Here is a 23,944-nt window from a genome sequence, read left to right as displayed (position 1 = left end):
AATTTTATAAATTATTTGATATTTATTGATTTAATATAATTAATTTAATAATATAATTATTTATATAAAAATAAAAATGATTATATATCTTTTAATAAATTACCACCAAGTAAATGCATATGAATATGAAAAATTTCTTGTCCAGCATCTGCATTACAATTCACTATCAATCTGTATCCATTTTTAGATATTCCAAGTTCTTTAGAAATTTTAGCAGCTACTGTAAATAATCTTCCTAGCATTAATTCATCACTATTAGTAACACAGTTAACTGTTGGAATTATTTTATTAGTAACTATTAAAATATGATATTTGGCTTTCGGGTTGATATTATGGAAAGCTGTAACTAATTTATCTTGATAAATTATATCAGCTTTAATTTCATGTTTTATTATTTTACTAAATATTGTTTCTTTTATTTTCATTTTAATTAATTAAATTAATATGTTTATATTGATTTTTATATTTTTAATTATTATTTAATTTTAAACAAAATAAACGATTAAAATTATTTGTTGTGATTTCCGATAAGATTTCAATATCAATATTTTTTAATTCACTTATATATTTAATTATATTATATGTATAAGCTGGTTGATTTTCTTTTCCTCTAAAAGGAACTGGTGTTAAATATGGTGAATCTGTTTCAACTAAAATTTTATCTAATGGTATTATTTTTACAGCTTTACGTATATGTTCTGCATTATTAAATGTAATAATTCCTGAAAAAGAAATATACATTCCTAAATCTAAAAATATTTTTGCAATATTTTCATCCTCAGTAAAACTGTGTAATATACCACCACAATCCATAATTTTTTCTTCACGTAAAATAGTTATTACATCTTTAGTACTTGAACGATTATGAACAATAATCGGTTTTTTTAGTTTTTTAGCAATTTGAATATGTTTACGAAAAGCTTCTTGTTGTAATTTTATATCACAATTATATTTATGGTAATAATCAAGTCCTGTTTCTCCTAATGCTATTACTTCTTTTTTTTCTGATAATTTTTCTAGATGTTCAAAATTACATTTTTTTTTTAAATTTAATGGATGAATTCCGCATGAAAATGCTATATCATCTCGTTTTCCAATCAATTTTTTCATATTTTTAAAATGTTGTAATGTTGTTGAAACGGATAACATAAATTTAACATTATGTTTATATGCTTTTATAACAACATCATTAACATCTATATGTACTTTTTTATAATTTAAACAGTCAATATGACAGTGTGAATCTATTATAAACATAATATTATATTTTATAATTTAATTTTTTCCATTTTATTAATTGATTTATTATAATTAATTCTTGATTTAATCCAGGAATTGTTAGTAATTGATAATTACAAATCTGCCATTGTTTATATAAAATAATTAATTGTGATTTATTTATTTTATTTACAAGTAATAACAATAATTGTTTTTGATCATAATTTATACAAAATTTATTAATTCTATTGTGTAATTTTATGGCATCTAATAATAAAGTTAATAACCAATTTATCATTTTTATAGGATTATTTGTATTTAATATATTTAATAAATCTAATAAATCACCTTGTTGTATAATATTTTTTAATTTACAACACAATTCTTTTCGTTTTAACCAATTATTTGATTGAAGTAAATTTAATGCTGCAAATGGTGCGTTATTGCTAAGTTTTATAGCTGTTATTGCATTAATCTTATTTATATTTGTTAGTTTTGTTTTTAGCCAATAAAATGTATTTTTTTGATTTGGGGTTTTTAAAAAAAAATAAAAACATCTATTACGTATATTTTTAAATAGTTTATTTTTTTTTTCACATTTTAATATATAAAAAATATTTTTTTTTGGATTTTCTAACATTTTTAGCAATATATTTATACATTCATCATTTAATTTTTCTATATATGGAATATATAAAATTTTAAAGTTATCTTGGTGTTGGTAATTATTAAATTTTTCTATTATTTTTCTTGTTAAATCTATGTTAATTTTGGTATTTTTACTTTCAGATTCTAAAGTATAAAAATCTGGATGATTTTTTAATAAAATTAAATTACAATTATGACATTTATTACAAGATTTTTCATTAATTTTATTTTTACAGAATAACCAATTAATAATTGAATTACAAAGTAATTCACATCCATTACCAGAAATTGAATGTAATAATAATGCATAATGCATCATATTTTTTTTATAATTTATAATTAATTGTTTATAAATATCATTTAACCATGGATATAAATTTATCATTTTATATTGTTCTTAAATATTTTTTATTAACCATTTATTTAAAATTAAATTAATATCGTTTTGAACTTGTTCTATTTTTTGATTTGCATTTATAAGTAAAATATTTTTATTTTTTGATATAATTTTTAAATAATATTCTCTAGTTTTAATAAAAAAAGATAAAGGTTCTTTTTCTATTCTATCTATTTTATTACGAGAATAGATACGTTGTAATCCTAATTCTGGAGGTATATCGAGATACAATGTTAATGATGGTTGAAATTTTCCTAATACTAAATAACGTAATAATTGTACTAATTTTTTATTTAACCCACGTCCTCCTATTTGATAGGCTTGTGATGATAAGTCATGACGATCACTTATTATTCATTTACCTTTCATTAAAGCTGGTTTAATTACTTTTTCAATTAATTGATTTCTTGCTGCATATAATATTAGCAATTCACTTTTATGAGTAATTTGATCATTTTTAAAATTATATTTTATTAATTTTCTTATTTTTTCACCAAGTCGTGTTCCTCCTGGTTCACGAGTGAATATAATATCTGATATACCTATATTATTTAAAGTTTTTTTTATTGTATTAATTGCTGTTGTTTTACCGGAACCTTCTAAACCTTCAACAACTATAAAATGATTTTTCATATTATTTTAATTTTTTAATTGAATTATTGAGATTTCTGATTGATAAATTATGTTCTTTTAAATTTTTAGCAAAAATATGTCCTCCTTTACCATCAGAAACAAAATATAAATAATCTGTTTTATCAGGGTGTGCAGCTGCTTTAATTGATTTAATACTAGGCATCGAAATCGGGGTTGGCGGCAATCCAATAATTTTATAAGTATTATATTGTGTATAATATTTTAAATTACTTTTATAAAGCTTTCCTTTATATTTATCACCAAGTCCGTAAATAACAGTTGGATCGGTTTGTAAACGCATATTTTTTTTTAAACGATTAATAAAAACAGAAGATATTTTTAATTTTTCATTATATATTTTTGATTCTTTTTCAATTATTGATGCAATTATTAATAATTCATAATTGTTTTTATAAGGTATTAATTTATCACGGTTTTTCCATTCTTTATTAACGATTAGTTTCATACGATTATAAGCGCGCTTTATAATTTCTATATCAGATGTATTTGCAGTATAAAAATAAGTATCAGGATATAATAATCCTTCTAATTTTATTTTTTTTTTTGAATCAATTAAAGAACAAAGTTCTGAGTATGTTATTTTTTGTAATTCATGTTTTAAATATGGTGTTTTTTTTAAAATTTTTATCCAATCGTTAAAACAACTTCCTTCAATAAAACGGATATTAAATTGAAATTCTTTTCCGTTTGATATTAATAGTAAAATATCTTCCAATGTCATGTTGGTTTTTATTTTATATGTACCTGCTTTTATTTTAGATAAATACGGGTATAATCTTAATAACAGTTGAAATTTATTTTTTTTATAAATAATTTTTTCATTAATTAATATTTTTTCCAAAGAAAATCTATTTGTACCTGGAGGTACAATAAAAATTTTTTCTTCTGATAGTTTTATAGTTTTTTTTGCATATACTAATAAATAAATATATATAGTTATTATTATTAACAAAAATATATATGTTATTGCAAAAAAAATATTTTTTTTAAAAAATTTCATTTTTTAATAAGTATATATTATTTATAAAAATTTAAATAATTAAATAATTTTTTAGAATAGTATTTTTTAGTTATTTTAAAAGATTTAAATTTAATATAATTAACATAAAATATTGGCATTAAAGAATTACAAATTATAACTTCATCAGATTTTAATAATATTTTTGGAAAAGCTTTAATCTCTTCTAAATGAAAATAACTTTTAGATAAAATTTTTATTATTTTTTGTCTCATTATTCCATTTATACCTGAATGTGATAAAATAGGTGTATAAATTTTTAAACCTATTCTTCAAAATATATTTGAAGTACAACATTCTATTATAATCCCAGATGTATCTAATACTATAGCTTCATCATAACCTTTTTTATCAATTTCTTGATAAATTAAAACTTGTTCTAATCGATTTAAATGTTTTATTCCTGATAGTAATTTATTTCGAGATAACGAAATACTACTAATAAAAAGTTTTACACCGTTATTTTGTAATTTTTTATAATGTTTAGGAAAAGGCATAATCATAATAATTGTAGTGCAATTATTAATTAATTTAGAACTATATCCACGAGTTCCATTTCCACGACTAATAATTATTTTTATTATAAATTTGTTTTTATTTTGTAATTTACATATATATTTTATATGTTTATTTAATTTATTTCAATTTGGTTGTGATATTTTTAAACATTTGCAATCATTTTTTAATCGAATGATATGTTCTTTTAACATGATAGCTTTTTGATTAAAACAAAAAATTGTAGTAAAACATCCATCGCCGAAAGATATTGATCTATCAGTAATATTAATTTGGTTATTTTTATGACCATTAATCCAACATGACATTTTATTTAGTTAATTTTATATTTAATAATTTTATTATAAATAAATTTAAAAAACTTTAAAAAATATTTATTTTAAAAATTAATTTAAAAGATTTATTTTCATATAAAATATATTTTTTTGATGTTTTAATTTTAAAAAAATAAAATAAATAAAATTCTAGACGTGAAATATTTCACGTCTAGTAATAACTTCATAGTTATTTAGAAGTATTTTTAATATAATCAATTGCAGCTTGTACTGTTGTAATTTTTTCAGCTTCTTCATCAGGAATTTCGCAATCAAATTCTTCTTCAAGAGCCATAACAAGTTCGACTGTATCAAGAGAATCAGCTCCTAAGTCATCAACAAATGAAGCTGTGTTAACAACTTCTTCTTCTTTTACACCAAGTTGTTCAACTATGATTTTTTTAACACGTTCTTCGATAGTGCTCATAATATTAAATTCCTATCAAAATTCGCTTTCGCGATAGTTTTCGTAGTTTTTTAAAATATAAAAAAAGATAATTTAATTATAGATATTAAAAGTATAATTGTATAATATTAATTTAGTGATGTAAAATTTCAATTTTAAGCCATGTACATACCACCATTTACATGTAATGTTTCACCAGTAATATAAGCAGCTTCATCAGAAACCAAAAATGCTACAGCGTTAGCAATTTCGTTTGTATAACCTAACCTATTTATAGGAATTTTAGATAAAATGTTTGATTTTTGTAAATCTGATAATGTTTTAGTCATATCAGTTTCTATAAAACCAGGAGCGACAACATTTACTGTTATTCCACGAGAACTTACTTCTTGACTTAATGATTTAGTAAAACCAATTAATCCAGCTTTAGCAGCTGCATAATTAGTTTGTCCTATATTCCCAATAATACCAACAACAGATGAAATTGAAATAATTCGTCCATAACGTTTTTTTAACATACTACGCAACACAGATTTAGATAAATGAAAAACTGATGAAAGATTTGTATTGATAACATCATACCATTCATATTCTTTCATACGAATTAACAAATTATCATGTGTTATACCTGCATTGTTAATTAAAATATCAATTTCACCAAATGTTTCTCGTATTTTTGTTAAAGTATTTTTAATTGATATAGATTCTGTTACGTTTAATATTAATCCTTTTCCTTTTTCTTTTAAAAAAATTGAAATTGTTTCAGCTCCTATTTTATTTGTAGATGTTCCAACAACAATTATTCCAAGTTTCATTAATTTTAAAGCGATTGCTTTACCAATACCTCGACTAGCACCAGTTACTAATGCAATTTTTTTATTATGGTTCATTATATTTTAATTAATTCCTAAAACAAAATTTTTAAATGACGTAGGATTATTTATAGATATAGCAGTTGAATCATGTATAATACGTTTAGTAAGAGAACTTAGAACATTTCCTGGACCAATTTCAATGAAATATTTAATTCCTTGTTTTGCTATTAATTCTATAGTTTCAGTCCAACGAACTGGATTGTACAATTGTCGTACTAATGAATTACGTATATTATTAGGACATTTTTCTATTTTTACATCAACATTATTAATTATTTGATATTTTGATTCAAAAAAAATAATTTTATTTAATATTTTTTCTAATTTTTTTGATGCAGGTTTCATTAATTCACAATGAGAAGGAACGCTAATTGGCAATTTTATTATTCGTTTTGCTCCATTTTTTTTACATATAATAGAAGCACGTTCTACTGCGCTCTTTTCTCCAGAAATTACAATTTGATCATATGAATTAAAGCTTGAAATAGATACTATTTGACCTTGTGATGCTTTTTTGCATGCATTTTTAATTATATTACTGTTTAAACCAATAATTGCATGCATAGCTCCAATTTCTTCAGGAATTTCAGATTGCATTAATTTTCCACGTAAATCAACTAATTTAATTGCATCTTTAAATTTTATAACATTAGCACATACTAATGCAGAATATTCACCTAAACTATGTCCTGCCATAAAAACAGGATTTTTAAAATTATTTTTTTTCCAAATACGAAAAATTGATGTAGATGCTGCTACTAAAGCAGGTTGAGTTTTATGTGTTTTATTTAATTCTTCTTTTGTCCCATGTTGTATCAATTTCCAAAGATCATAACTTAAAACATCAGATGCTTCTTTAAATGTTTCTTCAACTATATAATTTTCTTTAGCTAATTCTAATAACATTCCTAATGATTGAGAACCTTGTCCAGGAAAAATCATAGCAAATTCTTTCATTTTTAATATTCTCATTAAATTAAAATTTTATTAATGCAGAACCCCAAGTAAACCCACCACCAAATGCTTCTAATAGTATAAGTTTTCCTCTTTTTATACGTCCATCACGTACTGCTTCATCAAGTGCGGTTGGGATTGATGCTGCAGAAGTATTTCCATGACGATCAAGTGTAACAACAACTTTATCCATTGTCATATTTAATTTTTTTGCCATTGCAGAAATTATTCTTAAATTAGCTTGATGTGGGATCAACCAATCAAGTTGTTCTTTTGCTACTCCGTTTTTTAATAATGTTTCATCAACGACATGAGTTAATTCTCGAACTGCAAATTTAAATACTTCGTTTCCAATCATTTTTAGATAAGCTGGTTCATTCGAATGACGATTACGATTCGGTAATGTTAAAAGATTTCCGTGATTACCATCTGCATGTATATGTGTTGAAATTATTCCAGGTTTATTCGATCTGCTAATAATTATAGCACCAGCAGCGTCGCCAAATAAAATAATTGTTTCACGATCGTTTGGATCTAATGTTTTAGATAATGCATCAACACCTATAACTAATATATTTTCCATCATCCCTGTTTTAATAAATTGATCTGCAATACTAATTGCATAAGTAAAACCTGCACAAGCAGCAGCTACATCAAATGCTGCACAATTTTTAATTTGTAATATATGTTGAATTTGACAAGATACGCTTGGAAATGCATGTGTTGCAGATGTAGTAGCAACTACTATTAAACTAATTTCGTTAAAATGTATATTTGCCATTTTTATTGCATTTTTTGCAGCATACGAACCCATTATAGATACAGTTTCATTATCATTAGCTATTCTTCTTTCACGAATTCCTGTGCGTGATACAATCCATTCATCGGAAGTATCAACCATTTTTTCTAAATCTGTATTAGTTCTTACTTGTGTAGGCAAATAACTTCCTGTTCCTATTATTTTACTGTACATAGACATAGGTTATTTGATACTCCTAAGTGAAAGTATATTTAATTTATCTGTTATTTTTTCTGGAATTTGTTTTTGAATAATTCTTATTGTATAATCAATAGCTGATTTAAATGCTTTTTCATTTGCTGAACCGTGACTTTTTATAACAATATTTTTTAATCCTAAAATAATAGCACCATTGTATTGATCTGGATTTAAATTAAAAAAATGTTTTGTTATTTTTTTTATTAAAATTTTTTTAATTAATTGTATAAAATAATTATTATTAGTTGTTTTATCTGTTGATTTAAAAAAAGAAAAAATAACTCGAATAACACCTTCCATAGTTTTTAATAAAACATTACCTATAAAACCATCACAAACTAAAACATCAGTTTTGCCTATTAATAAATCATCACCTTCAGCATATCCAATATAGTTAATTGAAGTAATTTTTTTTAGTATTGCTGCAGCTTTTTGAATATTATCTAACCCTTTATTTTCTTCTTTACCAATATTAAGTAATGCTACTTTAGGCTTTATAATATTAATTATTTCTTCTGCAACAACTGAACCCATGATTGCAAATTGTATTAACATTTCGCTAGTACAATTAATATTTGCTCCTAAATCTAATAGTATTGTTTGTTTTTTTTTAATATTTGGTATTATTGTCATTAATGCAGGACGTTTAATACCATTAATTAATTTTAACATTAATTTTGATAATCCTATTAATACAGCAGTATTTCCAGAACTTACACAAGCTTTAGCATATCCATTTTTAACTAAATCTATTGCTATTCGCATAGAAGTTTCTTTGCTTTGCCGTATTGCACTTAATGGTTTTATATTATTTAAAACTATATGTTCAGCATGAATAATTTCAATGCGAGATATTTGTTCAGAATTAGCTTTTTTAAGTAATTTTTGAATAATTTTTGTTTTACCAACAAGTAACAATTTTAATCTTGGATTAGATGTTAAAGCTTGTAAAGCTGCAGGTAAAGTAACGCTAGGACCAATATCACCGCTCATAATATCCAATGCAATAATTATATTATTTCTCAAAATAAAAATGCATTATTTATTTATAACTTTTTGTCCAAGATAATATCCATTTTTAGTTATGTGATGACGTAAATGTGTTTCACCAGAAGTTCTATCAACAGATATTAAAGCAATGTTAATTTTATCGTGTGATCTACGCATGCCTCTTTTTGAACGAGTTGGTTTATTTTGTTGTACTGCCATTTTTATTTCCTTTTTTTTATGTAATATTATTATTTGATATTTTGAATAATAAATTATAAAAATTATAATTTATTATAGCTAATATATTTAATTTTAAAGTTTATTAGTAATATTAAATATACAAATAATTTATAATGAAATTGTTTATTATAGTTTATAATAATATTTTATATTATATAATATATACGTACAACTATAATAATATTTTATATAAATTATTATTAATTTAATTATTTAAATTTTAATTTAAATAGTTATAAATTATAATTATTTTTGTAATTACGTATTTTTTTTAAATAATTGATTAATTCTGCATTTAAAGGTGCGTGTAATTGTATTTTTTTACCACTTTTTGGATGTATAAAATCTAATGTACTGGCATGAAGAAATAATCTTTTTAAAACAATATTATTTAATTGTTCATCTAATTTTTTATTACCATATAATACATCAAATACGATTGGATGCTTAGCATACATAGTATGAACACGAATTTGATGAGTTCTACCTGTTAATGGGATAGCTTTAATTAACGTTACGTTATCAAAATACTCTTTTATTTCAAAATGAGTTTCTGAGAATTTACCTTTTTTATTAACTTTTATTATTTTTTTATTATTAATTGAAATATTTTTTATTAATGGTATTTGTATAGATTTAATTTTAGATGACCATTTACCATGAACTAGTGCGATATATTCTTTTCTAATTTTATTTGAACGTAGTTGCTCATGTAATATTTTTAATACAGATCGTTTTTTTGCAATTAATAAAATTCCTGAAGTATCTCTATCAAGACGATGTACTAACTCTAAAAAATGATGTTTTTTAAAAATAGCACGTAATCCTTCAATTACACCGAAACTTAAACCACTTCCACCATGAACAGCTATACCTGATGGTTTATTAATTGCTAAAATTGATTCATCTTCGTACAAAATAGATTTTTTTAAAAAATTTTTTTTATCTGATAAAGATGATAGTATTATTTTTTTTTTAATTCTTATTGGAGGAATTCGTATAATGTCATTTTTTTTTAATTTATATTTAGGTTTAATTCGATTTTTATTAACTCGAATATTTCCTTTACGTATGATACGATAAATCATATTTTTAGGAACATTTTTAAATTTAGTAAATAAAAAATTATCTATACGTTGTTCAAATTCGTCATCATCTATGCAAATAAATTGAACCCCATTTTTTATATTCATATAAAATAATTTAATTTTAATTTTTACTTATATATTTTATGTTTTTTATATTATTCTAAAAAAGAATACATAAAATAAAAATGTATTATATGTTATCATATTTAAAAATAATTTTTGCGTATATCTTATTTATTAATTTGTTATTATAATTAACAAATATATTTTTTTTAAAAAGTAATATATTTTTTTAAAAAAAATATATAAATATTAAGCAAAATATATCGTTAAATAATAAATATTTTTATTAAATTATTTATTTAAATAAATTAATAAAAAAATATAAAATATTTCATAAAAATAATATTTAAATTTAAAAAAAATAACGTTTATTAAAAACATTATTATAATAAATAAAATTATTAAAAATTTAAATTTTACGTAAAATTATAAAAGTACTACTTTATAGTAGATAAATTATTCTACTGTTTATTTAAAATAAAATAATAAGTTAATTATAATATGAAAAGAATGTTAATAAATGCAACGCAACACGAAGAATTACGTGTTGCTCTTGTTGATGGTCAACGTCTTTATGATTTAGATATTGAAACTCCTGGTCATGAACAAAAAAAAGCTAACATATATAAAGGCAAAATAACTCGTATTGAACCAAGTCTTGGAGCTGCTTTTGTTGATTATGGTGCTGAAAAACATGGATTTTTACCTATTAGAGAAATTTCTCAAGAATATTATTTAAATAATCATAAATATTTAAATCGCCCTAATATAAAAGATATTTTAAAAGAAGGACAAGAAGTTATTGTACAAGTTGATAAAGAAGAACGCGGAAATAAAGGAGCTGCGTTGACAACTTTTATTAGTTTAGCTGGAACTTATATAGTATTAATGCCAAATAATCCTAAAGCTGGTGGTATTTCTCGTCGTATTGAAGGAGATGATCGTATAGATTTAAAAGAAGTATTATCAACTTTAAAACTTCCAAATGGAATGGGTTTAATAGTTCGTACATCAGGTGTTGGGAAAACTTCAGAACTATTACAACAAGATTTATTTTATAGATTGCGTCATTGGGAAGCTATTAAAAAAACTGCTGAAAATCATCAAGCACCTTTTTTAATACATCAAGAAAGTAATGTAATTGTAAGAGCATTTCGTGATTATTTATATCCTGATATTGGTGAAATTCTTATAGATAATCCAAAAATAGTAGATATGGCACGTAATTATATAAAAGACATTGGTAGAAATGATTTTGTAATAAAAATTAAATATTATTGTGGTGATATACCATTATTTAGTTACTACCAAATAGAATCGCAAATTGAATCAGCATTTAAACGCGAAGTACGATTGCCTTCTGGTGGGGTATTAGTTATAGATACGACTGAAGCACTTACTGCGATTGACATTAATTCTTCTCGATCTACTAGAGGATGCGATATTGAAGAAACAGCATATAAAACAAATCTTGAAGCAGCTGATGAAATTGCACGTCAATTGAGATTAAGAGATCTTGGTGGTTTAGTTGTTATTGATTTTATTGATATGACCCCAATTAAACATCAACGTGAAGTTGAAAATCGTCTTCGTGAAGCTGTTCGTCAAGATCGTGCTAGAATTCAAATTGCACGAATTTCTCGTTTTGGTTTATTAGAAATGTCAAGACAAAGATTAAGTCAATCACTTGGTGAATCAAGTCATCATATTTGTCCGCGTTGTTTAGGTACTGGAACAATTCGTGATAATGAATCATTGTCTCTATCTGTTTTGCGTTTGATTGAAGAAGAAGCTTTAAAAGAAAATACTCATGAAGTACATACAATTGTTCCAGTTCAAATTGCTTCTTATTTACTTAATGAAAAACGTACATTTATAAGTGATATTGAACAACGACAAAAAAATGTTCGTGTAATTATTGTTCCAAATGATCAAATGCAAACTCCTCATTTTCATATAATACGTATTCGTAAAGGAGAAGAAATTAATGAATTAAGTTATAAATTAGCAGAATATCATGAAATTGAAACTTTAAATTATATTGAAGAATCAACAATTGATCGTAAATCTTTAAATAAAACATCAGTTGATTCAACTATTTTTATTAAAGAATCTATTAAAAAATCTATTTTTGATACAAAGAAACTTTCTTCAAATGTAACAATTAAAGTCAAGTTAAAAAATAAAAATAATGGATTAAGTTTTTTTAATAAAATATTTTCGTTTTTTAAATATATAATTAATAATTATCGTCACAAAATAATCAAAAATTATAATTTTTATAATAATAAAAATAAAAAAAAATATAATAAAAATATTAAATTTGATAATAATTGTAATAATTGTAAAAATAACGATATAATTAAACAAAATGAACAAATAAAATCAAATTATAAAAATTATAATCAAGATTATCAATATAAAAAATATAACCAACAAAATAAAAACCAACAAAAGACAAATAAATATATTAAAAATTTTACATTATTAGATAACAAAAAAGATTTTCAACAAAATTTAAATAAAAAATTTAAAGATCAAAAAATAGAAAAAAATAATAGTATAAAAAATACTAATAAAGAAACGTTTACTATTGTTAAACAATTTAATAATACTGAAAAGTTAATTGAATCTTCAATTAATAGTATATCGATACCAGTAAAATTTGAATCTCAAAAACATAAAATAAAAAAAACTAATCATCAAATATGCAATGAATTTAAACAAGATAAAATCATTTTTCGACCTTTAAAACGTTCATCTCGTTATTTGCGCATAAGTAATAATCGTAGTCGTTTTCGTGATGAACGTAATTTAAATAAAACTAAAATGTCATTATCTAATTCTATAACATCATTTGATTTTAATTCAAATGATGTTTTAATTAATTATCCAATATCAAAATATAAACAAAAAGATTTTTTTTCTAATAAAGAATCTATTGAACAAAATGATATAAAACAAAATAAAACAAAAATTTCAGAAGCTATTATTAAAAGTTCGATTATTAAAAACACTGAAAATAAATTTTTAAAAACTGTAATAAAATCTAATGGTATAAAAGTTGCAAAAATATCTGAATTTTCTTTGAATGCAAATTATAATAAATCTATTAATACTAATATTAATAAAAATATAATTGATAATAATATAAATAAAACAAAATTTTTTTTAAAAAAAATAGAACCAATATCTGATTTAAAAAATTGTTTTTTAAAAAAAGATGTTTTTTTAAAAGAAATACAAAATCAAAAAATAAAAAATAATAATTTTTTTTATAAAAAACAAAATTATTTAAAAACAAAAAATATTCCTGTTAAACCAATTGACGATATTAATAAAATATCTAAAAAATATGCTTATTCACCAATGACTAAAGTTCCAACATTAAATTATATTAAACCATTATTTGAAATTACTGAATATCAACGAAAAATATCAACTTTTAAAGGCAAAGGTGGGGCTGGTGGGCATGTTGCATCTAATATTGCTACATCAGAAATTGCAAAACATCTTTAATATTTTAACAATAAAATAAATATATCTTATAAAAAAATATGTTTTTTACTAAATTAAATTATTTTATATATTAATTAATATTTTTATATAAATAAAGATGTAAAATTAATGTATTTTAAACAATTTTTTGTATAAAATATTTAAAAAATTAAATAGTTATAAAAATAACTATTATATTTTGTAATGTTTATTAATAACAAAATAATTAGTTATTTTTTTTATTTTTTTAATATTAAAGATAATATAATTTTATATGTTTTTTAAAAAATATTTAATTATTAAAATATTAAATAATTTTAGTAAAGATATTATAATATAAAGATTATAATAATTAAACTGTTAGAAAATAAATTGTATAATTGATATTTTACGTTAAATTAATATACAATTAATCTATTAAGTATTTTAAAATAATTTGATCAAAAAAAATAAGTGTTTTATATAATAGTTATTGTTTTTTTAATAAATTAATTTTAGAATATTTCATTTATTATAGGAATAATAATTTGAATTTTAATGAAATAACAATAATTATATTAAAATATAATCAAGAACATAAAATGTTACTTGTACTTATAGTTTTTTTTCTTGCGTTTTGTGAATCATTAGTATTTATTTCTTTGTTATTTCCAGCAACGATAATATTGATTTGTTTAGGTGTTTTTATTAGTAAAAGTAATACTTTATTTTGGCCAGTTTTAATATCGACATCATTAGGTGCATTTTTTGGTGATTGGTTTTCTTATTGGTTTGGATTTCGTTATAAAGAAAATATTAGAAATATATGGCCATTTTCTTATAATTCTAAAATAATTGATAAAGGATATATTTTTTTTAAACGTTGGGGTATATGGTGTGTTTTTTTTAGTCGATTTTTTGGAGCATTTAGAGCTATAGTCCCATTGATAGCTGGGATTTATAATATGCCAAAATATTACTTTCAATTTATAAATATTTTTTCTTCTGTTATATGGGCATTTAGTATATTATCTCCTGGATTATTATGGATACATTGGTTTCGTTAATTATATTAATAATATAATGATTATTAATTATATTATTTAAAATAATAATATTAATAATAAAATATTAATAATAATATAAAATACAATTAATAAAAAAATAATATTTAATTTAATTTTTAAGGAGTTTTTAAAAAAATATAATTTTCAATATTAAATTACATAAAAAATTAATTTTAAATAAATATTAAATAAAAAATTAATTATGTAATATTGGATTATGAAATTAAAATATATTTTATATGAAATATATTATTAAAATAAAATATATATTTATACTTATATTAAGATTATTTATCTTTTAAAAATTATAAAATATAATAATATTATATATATTTTAATACAAATTTATTTATTTTTATAAAATAATTATAATTATTATACAATACTTTATAATTTTAGAAAATTTAAAATTATAAATATTAAATTTTTTATATTCAAAATAACTATTAACAAATATAATTTAATTAAATGTTTTAATTAAATTATATTTGTTTTTTTTATATAAAAATTAGTTTTTTATTATATGTAAAAATAAATAATTTTATTATTAATATACAAAAAAAAATAATTTAAATATAATATTTATGTAATATTATTTGTTAATCTTTAAAATTTTTTTTAAAATTATGTAATATAATATTTATTTTATAATTATTTTTTAATAAAATAATTATTTTAAATTATTTAATAAATTTATCATAAATTGATATTTAATAAAATTAATAAATTTTATATAAAAATATAAAATATCTAAAAAATTAAATTATATAATTTAATTTTTTTATAATCTAAGATTATTACTATAGATTTTTATTATTTTAATTTTTATATTTTTTAAAATATTTAATTAGTATTAAATATATCATAATAATATATAATAATTATTTTGGATTATTTTGCAAAAAAAATTTAAAAGTAAATTTTAATTAAAATGAGTTTTTTATAATGCATTTTCGTGCAATTATACGTGTTGTTGGACTTCTTATTATAATGTTTTCTTTTACTATGATAGTGCCTACTATTATAGCAATTATTTATTCTGATGGTTCAACGCAAGTTTTTAGAAAAACATTTTTAACAACTATATTAATTGGTTTTTTTTTATGGTTTCCAACACGTAAAAATAAAGAAGAATTTAGAGTAAAAGACGGATTTTTAATAGTTGTTTTGTTTTGGTTAGTTTTAGGTAGTATTGGTGCATTGCCTTTTATTTATTTAAAAACACCTAATATATCTATTACAGATGCTTTTTTTGAGTCTTTTTCTGGATTAACAACTACAGGTGCAACAAATTTTGTAGGATTAGATTTTTTACCTAAAGCTATTTTGTTTTATCGCCAAATTTTACAATGGTTTGGAGGTATGGGGATAATAGTATTAACTGTTGCTATTTTACCATTATTAGGTGTTGGTGGAATGCAGCTTTATAGAGCTGAAATGCCTGGTCCATTAAAAGAAAATAAAATTAGACCAAGAATTGCAGAAACCGCTAAAACACTTTGGATAATTTATGTTTTTATAACTATTTCTTGTTCAATATCTTTATGGTTTGCGGGGATGGGTGTATTTGATGCTATTACACATAGTTTTGCAATAGTTGCAAACGGTGGTTTTTCAACTCATGATGCAAGTTTAGGTTATTTTAATAGTTCAAAAATAAATATTATAGTTATATTTTTTTTAATTGTTTCAGGATGTAATTTTAGTTTACATTTTGCAGCATTAAGTAATCGTAATTTACGTATTTATTTACAAGATCTTGAATTTAAAACATTTATTATTTTTCAATTTGTGTTTGCATTGATTTGTACATTAATTCTTTATTATCATTCAGTTTATGATAGTTTTTGGAAAACTTTAAATCAATCTTTTTTTCAAATTGTATCAATGACAACTACCGCAGGCTTTACCAGTTGTAATTTTGCAGAATGGCCATTGTTTTTACCATTGCTAATAATATGTATGTCATTTTTTGGAGGTTGTGCTGGATCAACAGGTGGGGGATTAAAAGTTATTCGTGTTTTATTACTTTTATTACAATGTTTTCGTGAATTAAAAAGATTAGTTCATCCTAATGCAATATATCCAATTAAAATTGGATCAAGAATTTTACCAGAAAGAATAATTGAAGCTGTATGGGGGTTTTTTTCTGCATATTTATTAGTTTTTATAACTAGTTTTTTAGCATTAGTTTCAATAAATGTAGATGAAATTTCAGCTTTTTCTGCAGTTACAACAACATTAAATAATTTAGGTCCAGCTTTAGGTTTATTTACTGATAACTTCTCAACTATGAACCCCATTGGTAAATGGATATTAATATTTACAATGTTATTTGGTCGTTTAGAAATTTTTACTATATTAGTATTATTAACACCTACTTTTTGGAAAAAATAAAATGTTTTTAATATTTTATATTTGAATTAAAAAATAGTTATTTAATAATATAAAAAAATAATTATAATAGTTATATAAAAATATAAAATAATAATTTTATAAAATATTATTTATATAAATTATTAAATATATTATAATATTCTTTATAAATTATTTTAAAATTTAAAAAAACATAAATTTTTTTATATATATTATTTTAATTTTATATTATAAAAGTTATTAGTATTTAAATATAATTTGTTTAAATTAATGTAAATTTTTTTAATAAATTATATTATTTATATAAAAAAATGATCTTAAAAAAATAAACTCTGAGAAAAATATGCGTAATCTTTTAATAGTTGGAAATTGAAAGTTAAATGGTAATAAAAATACTGTTAACGATATTATTACAAATGTATGTAAAAAAGTTAAAAATACTAACGAGTGTAATATAGCAATAGCACCGCCAGTTGTTTATTTAACTAATGCTAAATATGCAATTTATAATAATTATATTTCATTAGCTTCGCAAAATGTTGATGTAAATTTATCAGGTGCATTTACAGGTGAAATTTCAGTTAAAATGCTTAATGATATAGGTGTAAAATATGTAATTATAGGACATTCAGAACGTCGTTTTTTTCATAATGAATTTGATGAAATTATCGCTAAAAAATTTTCTATAGTATTAAATGAAGGTTTAATACCTATCCTATGTATAGGAGAAACAGAAATTGAAAAGAATACTGGAAAAACAAAAGAAAAATGTGAATATCAAATTAATGCTATAATAAAACTATTAGGAATAGAAGTTTTTAAGAATTCAGTAATTGCTTATGAACCAATTTGGGCGATAGGTAAAAATAAATCAGCAACCCCAACGCAAATACAATCAGTTCATTATTTTATTCGTTCTTATTTTGCTAAAAGAGATAATACTATAGCAGAACAAATACTTATTCTATATGGTGGTTCTGTAGATACTAATAATGCTTTTGAAATATTTTCACAAAAAGATGTTGATGGGGCGTTAATTGGTAGATCTTCATTAGATACAGATGCATTTATTACAATTATACAATGTGCAAAAAAAGCAAAATATTAAAAATAATCATATCTTTTAAATTATTTTTATTATGTTAAAACGTTAGATTTTTATTTTTACATATAACTATTTATTAATTTTAAAAAAAAATTTTATAAATAATTATATTAATAATAATTAAAAAAAATTTTATATAAAATATTATTTATATATTTTATTCTTTATAAGAAACATAAATACATTTATAAATAATTAATTTTAATTTAAAATTAATTATTTTACATATTATTATGAATTTTTTAAAAATTTTAAATTATTTATATGTAATAGATATTAATTAAAATTAAAAAAAATATTTTAAAATAATATATTTTATTATAAATAATAATATAATTTAAATAATCATCAAAAATCATAATATATATTCATAATTATTTATTTTGCTTAAAATAAATATTTAAAAAAAAAAACAAAAAAATAAAATAAATATATAAATTAAAAATTAAAATTTTAATTTATTTTTAAATATTTGGAGGTTTAAAATGAATATAATAAATACTGATTTAGCAATTATTGGGTCTGGTGGAGCTGGATTACGTGCAGCTATTGCTGCTGCTGAAAAGAATAATAACATTAAAATTTCTATAATTTCAAAAGTATACCCAATGCGTAGTCATACTGTTGCAGCAGAAGGAGGGTCAGCAGCTGTTATTCAATCTCATGATTCTTATGATTATCATTTTAATGACACTGTTTCCGGAGGAGATTGGTTATGCGAACAAGATGTCGTTGAATATTTTGTTAAACATTGTCCAATAGAAATGACTCAACTTGAATTATGGGGGTGTCCATGAAGTAGAAAAAAAAATGGAGAAATTAATGTTCGTCGTTTTGGAGGAATGAAAATTGAACGTACATGGTTTGCTGCAGATAAAACAGGATTTCATATACTTCATACATTGTTTCAAACATCTTTAAAATATTCTCAAATTAAAAGATTTGATGAATTTTTTGTTTTAGATATTATTGTAGATGAAAATCAAATACATGGTTTAATTGCAATTGATATGATGGAAGGGAAAATAATTCAAATTAATGCTAAAGCTATAATAATAGCAACTGGTGGGGCTTGTCGTTTGTATCATTATAATACAAATGGTGGGATTGTAACAGGTGATGGTATGTGTATTGCTTTTCGTCATGGTATTCCATTACGTGATATGGAATTTATACAATATCACCCAACAGGTCTACCTGGTACAGGTATATTAATAACAGAAGGTTGTCGTGGTGAAGGTGGGGTTCTTATAAATAAAGATGGATATCGTTATTTACAAGATTATGGTTTAGGACCAGAAACACTATTAGGAAAACCTGAAAATAAATATATGGAATTAGGTCCTCGTGATAAAATATCACAAGCATTTTGGCATGAATGGCGTGCAGGTAAAACTATTAATACTAATTTAGGTGATGTAGTTCATTTAGATTTAAGACATATTGGTGAAAAAAAACTATATGAAAGATTACCATTTATTTGTGAACTTGCTAAATCTTATATTGGTATAAACCCAGTAAATAGCCCAATTCCTGTTCGTCCAACTGCTCATTATACAATGGGTGGGATTGAAACTAATAATTTAACTAAAACTCGTATTAATGGTTTGTTTGCAGTTGGCGAATGTTCATCTATTGGATTGCATGGTGCAAATCGTTTAGGTTCTAATTCATTAGCTGAATTAGTTGTATTTGGTAGACTTGCTGGTGAAGAAGCAGTTAGCTATATAGAAGAAGTTAATGTAGTAAATAATTATATAACAAAATCATATGTATCTGATATAAAAAATACATTTAATAAATTATTAAATCAAAATGGAACAGAAAATTTTGTTAAAATTCGTAATGAACTTTGTTTTTCAATGGAAGAATATTGTGGAATCTATCGTACAGCAAATTTAATGGAAAAATTATCATATAAAATATCTGAATTAAAAGAACGTTTTAAACATATAAAAATTATTGATCAAAGTAGTGTATATAATACTAATTTATTTTGCGTAATAGAATTAGGTTTTGGTTTAGATATAGCTGAATGTATAGTACATTCTGCAATTAATCGCAAAGAATCTCGTGGTGCTCATCAGAGATTAGATGAAAATTATATTTTATGTGATAACAAAAATTTTTTAAAACATACATTAGCATTTTATAATAATAACGAAATTCCACGAATTGAGTATTCAGATGTAAAAATTACTAAATTAAATCCTGCTAAACGTGTTTATGGTAATGAATTATCTGAATAATAAAAAAATAAAAGTAGGTTAATAATGATTAATACAAAATATTCAAAAATAAAAGTTATGCGCTATAATCCTGAAAAAGATAAAAAACCATATTTTATAACATATAAAGTTCCTTATGATGAACAAACATCATTATTGGATGCATTGAATTATATAAAAGATAATTTTTCAAATGATTTTTCTTATCGTTGGTCTTGTCGTATGGCGATATGTGGTTCTTGCGGCGTGATGGTTAATAATATTCCTAAATTAGCATGTAAAACATTTTTACGTGATTATAATGATAATATAAACGTTGAAGCATTAACTAATTTTCCAATTGAGCGAGATCTTATCGTTGATATTAAAATACTTATTAAACATATAGAAAAGATAAAACCTTATATCATTGGAAATAATCGTAAAATATCAGATGGTGTAAATATTCAAACTTCAACTAAAATGAATAAATATCATAAATTTTCTGGATGTATTAATTGCGGTCTTTGTTATTCTGCATGTCCTCAATTTGGTTTGAATTTAAATTTTATAGGTCCTGCAGCAATAACATTAGCAGAGCGATATAATAAAGATGATCGTGATTATGGTATTAAGGAAAGAAGTCATATTTTAAATGATAATAATGGTGTGTGGAATTGTACTTTTGTAGGTTATTGTTCTGAAGTATGTCCTAAAAATATAGATCCAGCTTCTGCTATACAACAATGCAAAATAACTAGTGCTCAAGATTTTGCAATATCAATAATAAAACCATATAATAAGGAAAATAAAAATTATGATAACAAAACGTAAACCATATATAAATAAAATAAAAAGTAATTGGTGGAAAACAAATAATTTTTATAAAAGATATATTATACGTGAATTTGCATCAATTTTTCAAGTTTGGTTTAGTATTTTATTATTATTTGGGATTTTAATGTTAAAAAATGGTAATGAATTTTGGATTGATTTTATTAATTTTTTAAAACACCCAATTGTAATTATAATAAATATTTTTACGATTATTGCTGCTTTTTTTCATAGTATTACGTGGTTTAACTTAATTCCAAAAGCAATTAATATTGTTATAAAAGATAAAAAAATTTCTGAGTTAACTATTGTTAAAATTCTTTGGATATTAATGATTTTAATCACTAGTATGATTTTAATCATATCATTTATATTTTAATATTGGAGATTTTTAATGAATTTAAATTATAAACGTTCTAATGAACCTATTTTTTGGTTGTTATTTAGTTTTGGTGGAATGTGGAGTTCTCTTATTAGTCCTATAATTATTATTTTAGTAGGATTTTTAATCCCATTTGATTTGATACCTAAATTATCTTGTTATGAAAGAAATTTAATTTTTTGTAAAAGTATTATAGGTAGTTTTTTTATTTTTTTTATGATTGTTTTACCTATATGGTGTGGAATGCATCGCATTTATCACACTTTGAATGATATAAAATTTTATATACCTAGATCTAAAATAATATTTTATGGTATAACAATAATTGTGAATGTAATTGCGTTTTTTTCTTTATTTATTTTATAAAATTATTTTTGATAAATATCATACAATTTTAATTGTTGTTTGGTATTTATTTTTTATAATTTTATAATTTTATAATTTTGTAAAAAAATATTTTTTATTAAAAATAATTATAGTTATTTTTTTAGGATTTTATACGTGAAATATATTCTCCAGAACGAGTATCTACACGAATTATTTCATTTTTTTTAATAAATGAAGGAACTTTGACAATTGCTCCTGTATTTAAAATTGCTTGTTTACTAGATCCATTTACTGTGTTACCTTTTATATAAGGACTTGTACTAATAACTTTTAATTCAATAAAATTTGGAGGTGTTACTATAATTGGATGTCCATTCCATAATGTTATACAACAATCTATTTGATGAATAAGCCATTTAGCATTAGAACCAACAGATTTTTTATCTGCTGATAATTGTTCAAAAGTTTTATTATTTATAAAATACCATAATTCATTATCATTATATAAATAAGTTAAATTTATTTCCGTAATATTAGCAGATTCAACATAATCAGTTGTTTTGAATATTTTTTCTAAAATTTTTTTAGAAATTAATTTTTTAATACGTACACGTACAAATGCCTGACCTTTTCCAGGTTTAACAAATTCGGCATTAAGAATTACAGAAGGTTCTTTATCTAATATAATTTTAAGTCCGGAACAAAATTCATTAGTATTATAAGTGATCATAGATTCTCCTGATTTTATAGAAAATAATTTAAAATGAATAATATTATAAATAATAAAAAAATATATAAAGAAAATTGAATGCAAAAATTAACTGAAGTAGTTACTGATTCAAATAAATTACTAGAATTACTTAATTTAAAAAATAATCAAGTTTTAAATAAAATCATTAATAATGATAAAACATTTCCTTTGTACGTACCATTACATTTTTTAAATAAAATAAAAAAAGGAGATCCTTTAGATCCATTATTATTGCAGATTTTATCTGTAAAAAACGAATTAAAAACAAAAATTAATTTTTCAATTGATCCTAATATGGAACATTTTAATAAAATACCAGGATTATTACATAAATATTATAATAGAGTTTTACTTATAGTAAAAGGAAGATGTGCATTAAATTGTCGTTATTGTTTTCGTAAAAATTTTCCATATAAAAATAACAAAGGAAATAAAAAAAATTGGTTGTTTGCAATAAATTATATAAAAAAACATATTATGTTAGATGAAGTTATTTTATCAGGAGGTGATCCATTAATTGCGAAAGATCACGAAATATATTGAATAATAAAAAAAATTGAAAAAATTACACATATAAAACGTCTTAGAATACATACTAGGTTTCCAATTGTAATACCGGAACGTATCACTGATAATTTATGTAAAATATTATCGAATTCACGATTGCAAATAATTTTTGTTACTCATATTAATCATGCTAATGAAATTGATGAAGAATTCGCTTTCGCAATGAAGAAATTAAAACAATCTAATATTATCTTACTTAATCAAAGTGTTTTATTAAAACGAATAAATGATAATACTAATACATTATTAAATTTAAGTAATTCATTATTTGATGTTGGAATTTTACCTTATTATTTGCATGTATTAGATAAAGTTCAAGGAACATATCATTTTTTAGTTACAGATGCTAAAGCAAAAAGATTAATAAGAGAATTATTAACTAAGCTATCTGGGTATCTTGTACCAAAACTTGTAAAAGAAAAAGCCGGTAAATTAAGTAAAATTTTACTAGATATTAATTTAAATTAATGAAT

The 23,944-nt window shown here is 21.7% G+C and carries 23 protein-coding genes; 9 read left to right on the top strand and 14 right to left on the bottom strand.

Annotation, left to right across the window (positions count from 1 at the left end; translation table 4 throughout):
* Window positions 1-80 precede the first annotated feature (80 nt).
* The 13 genes from AAGD61_RS01775 to rluC all read right to left on the bottom strand — a co-directional run bounded on the left by AAGD61_RS01775 (window position 81) and on the right by rluC (window position 10,420).
* A complete protein-coding gene (locus tag AAGD61_RS01775) occupies window positions 81-425 on the bottom strand; it encodes an HIT domain-containing protein (RefSeq protein WP_341764746.1) in 345 nt (114 codons plus the stop codon).
* 43 nt (window positions 426-468) lie between these two features.
* Window positions 469-1,257 (bottom strand): YchF/TatD family DNA exonuclease, encoded by a 789-nt coding sequence (locus tag AAGD61_RS01770; RefSeq protein WP_341764745.1) that lies wholly within the window; start codon window positions 1,255-1,257, stop codon window positions 469-471.
* Between the two features lie 4 nt (window positions 1,258-1,261).
* Entirely contained in the window at window positions 1,262-2,251 is a 990-nt protein-coding gene (locus tag AAGD61_RS01765; protein WP_341764744.1) for a DNA polymerase III subunit delta' C-terminal domain-containing protein, read from the bottom strand.
* Window positions 2,252-2,263: 12 nt separating this feature from the next.
* A complete protein-coding gene (gene tmk, locus AAGD61_RS01760; RefSeq protein WP_341764743.1) occupies window positions 2,264-2,896 on the bottom strand; it encodes a dTMP kinase in 633 nt (210 codons plus the stop codon).
* A 1-nt stretch (window position 2,897) separates the two neighbouring features.
* On the bottom strand, window positions 2,898-3,917 hold the full coding sequence (gene mltG, locus AAGD61_RS01755; protein ID WP_341764742.1) for an endolytic transglycosylase MltG: 1,020 nt from the start codon (window positions 3,915-3,917) through the stop codon (window positions 2,898-2,900).
* A gap of 17 nt (window positions 3,918-3,934) precedes the next feature.
* The gene (pabC, locus tag AAGD61_RS01750; protein ID WP_341764741.1) at window positions 3,935-4,759 is read right to left on the bottom strand and encodes an aminodeoxychorismate lyase; all 825 of its coding nucleotides are present in this window, start codon (window positions 4,757-4,759) and stop codon (window positions 3,935-3,937) included.
* Between the two features lie 196 nt (window positions 4,760-4,955).
* Window positions 4,956-5,192, bottom strand: a complete 237-nt coding sequence (gene acpP / locus AAGD61_RS01745; RefSeq protein WP_341764740.1) for an acyl carrier protein — start codon at window positions 5,190-5,192, stop codon at window positions 4,956-4,958.
* Window positions 5,193-5,326: 134 nt separating this feature from the next.
* Window positions 5,327-6,061: a 3-oxoacyl-ACP reductase FabG gene (gene fabG / locus AAGD61_RS01740; RefSeq protein WP_341764739.1), complete on the bottom strand. Its 735-nt coding sequence runs from the start codon at window positions 6,059-6,061 to the stop codon at window positions 5,327-5,329.
* Between the two features lie 6 nt (window positions 6,062-6,067).
* On the bottom strand, window positions 6,068-7,003 hold the full coding sequence (gene fabD, locus AAGD61_RS01735) for an ACP S-malonyltransferase (protein WP_341764738.1): 936 nt from the start codon (window positions 7,001-7,003) through the stop codon (window positions 6,068-6,070).
* A 19-nt stretch (window positions 7,004-7,022) separates the two neighbouring features.
* Window positions 7,023-7,973, bottom strand: a complete 951-nt coding sequence (locus AAGD61_RS01730) for a beta-ketoacyl-ACP synthase III (protein ID WP_341765299.1) — start codon at window positions 7,971-7,973, stop codon at window positions 7,023-7,025.
* Between the two features lie 9 nt (window positions 7,974-7,982).
* A complete protein-coding gene (gene plsX, locus AAGD61_RS01725; protein WP_341764737.1) occupies window positions 7,983-9,023 on the bottom strand; it encodes a phosphate acyltransferase PlsX in 1,041 nt (346 codons plus the stop codon).
* 12 nt (window positions 9,024-9,035) lie between these two features.
* Entirely contained in the window at window positions 9,036-9,206 is a 171-nt protein-coding gene (gene rpmF, locus AAGD61_RS01720; RefSeq protein ID WP_341764736.1) for a 50S ribosomal protein L32, read from the bottom strand.
* Window positions 9,207-9,460: 254 nt separating this feature from the next.
* Window positions 9,461-10,420 (bottom strand): 23S rRNA pseudouridine(955/2504/2580) synthase RluC, encoded by a 960-nt coding sequence (gene rluC, locus AAGD61_RS01715; protein WP_341764735.1) that lies wholly within the window; start codon window positions 10,418-10,420, stop codon window positions 9,461-9,463.
* A 459-nt stretch (window positions 10,421-10,879) separates the two neighbouring features.
* Between rluC and rne the strand changes: the two genes are divergently transcribed.
* The 8 genes from rne (at window position 10,880) to frdD (ending at window position 22,192) form a co-directional block, all read left to right on the top strand.
* Window positions 10,880-13,897, top strand: a complete 3,018-nt coding sequence (rne, locus tag AAGD61_RS01710; protein WP_341764734.1) for a ribonuclease E — start codon at window positions 10,880-10,882, stop codon at window positions 13,895-13,897.
* A gap of 506 nt (window positions 13,898-14,403) precedes the next feature.
* The gene (locus AAGD61_RS01705; protein WP_341764733.1) at window positions 14,404-14,922 is read left to right on the top strand and encodes a DedA family protein; all 519 of its coding nucleotides are present in this window, start codon (window positions 14,404-14,406) and stop codon (window positions 14,920-14,922) included.
* Window positions 14,923-15,867: 945 nt separating this feature from the next.
* On the top strand, window positions 15,868-17,319 hold the full coding sequence (locus AAGD61_RS01700; RefSeq protein WP_341764732.1) for a TrkH family potassium uptake protein: 1,452 nt from the start codon (window positions 15,868-15,870) through the stop codon (window positions 17,317-17,319).
* Between the two features lie 322 nt (window positions 17,320-17,641).
* Window positions 17,642-18,406, top strand: a complete 765-nt coding sequence (tpiA, locus tag AAGD61_RS01695) for a triose-phosphate isomerase (protein WP_341764731.1) — start codon at window positions 17,642-17,644, stop codon at window positions 18,404-18,406.
* A 482-nt stretch (window positions 18,407-18,888) separates the two neighbouring features.
* Window positions 18,889-20,652: a fumarate reductase (quinol) flavoprotein subunit gene (gene frdA, locus AAGD61_RS01690; RefSeq protein WP_341764730.1), complete on the top strand. Its 1,764-nt coding sequence runs from the start codon at window positions 18,889-18,891 to the stop codon at window positions 20,650-20,652.
* A 24-nt stretch (window positions 20,653-20,676) separates the two neighbouring features.
* Window positions 20,677-21,444 carry a succinate dehydrogenase/fumarate reductase iron-sulfur subunit gene (locus AAGD61_RS01685; RefSeq protein WP_341764729.1) on the top strand — a complete coding sequence of 256 codons (768 nt, stop codon included), beginning with the start codon at window positions 20,677-20,679 and terminating at the stop codon, window positions 21,442-21,444.
* On the top strand, window positions 21,428-21,823 hold the full coding sequence (frdC, locus tag AAGD61_RS01680) for a fumarate reductase subunit FrdC (RefSeq protein WP_341764728.1): 396 nt from the start codon (window positions 21,428-21,430) through the stop codon (window positions 21,821-21,823). The genes AAGD61_RS01685 and frdC overlap by 17 nt, the downstream gene beginning before the upstream one ends.
* 15 nt (window positions 21,824-21,838) lie before the next feature.
* The gene (gene frdD, locus AAGD61_RS01675; protein WP_341764727.1) at window positions 21,839-22,192 is read left to right on the top strand and encodes a fumarate reductase subunit FrdD; all 354 of its coding nucleotides are present in this window, start codon (window positions 21,839-21,841) and stop codon (window positions 22,190-22,192) included.
* A 121-nt stretch (window positions 22,193-22,313) separates the two neighbouring features.
* On the opposite strand, the gene efp is transcribed toward frdD, so the two are convergent.
* Window positions 22,314-22,883: an elongation factor P gene (gene efp / locus AAGD61_RS01670; protein WP_341764726.1), complete on the bottom strand. Its 570-nt coding sequence runs from the start codon at window positions 22,881-22,883 to the stop codon at window positions 22,314-22,316.
* A 33-nt stretch (window positions 22,884-22,916) separates the two neighbouring features.
* On the opposite strand from efp, the gene epmB reads away from it, so the two are divergent.
* Window positions 22,917-23,939, top strand: a complete 1,023-nt coding sequence (epmB, locus tag AAGD61_RS01665; RefSeq protein ID WP_341764725.1) for an EF-P beta-lysylation protein EpmB — start codon at window positions 22,917-22,919, stop codon at window positions 23,937-23,939.
* Window positions 23,940-23,944: the final 5 nt, after the last annotated feature.

The sequence above is a fragment of the Candidatus Providencia siddallii genome, assembly GCF_964026685.1.
Classification (GTDB): Bacteria; Pseudomonadota; Gammaproteobacteria; order Enterobacterales; family Enterobacteriaceae; genus Providencia_A; species Providencia_A siddallii_A.
The sequence above is the reverse complement of the archived record's forward strand: the minus strand, read 5'-3'. Positions and strand labels throughout refer to the sequence as shown.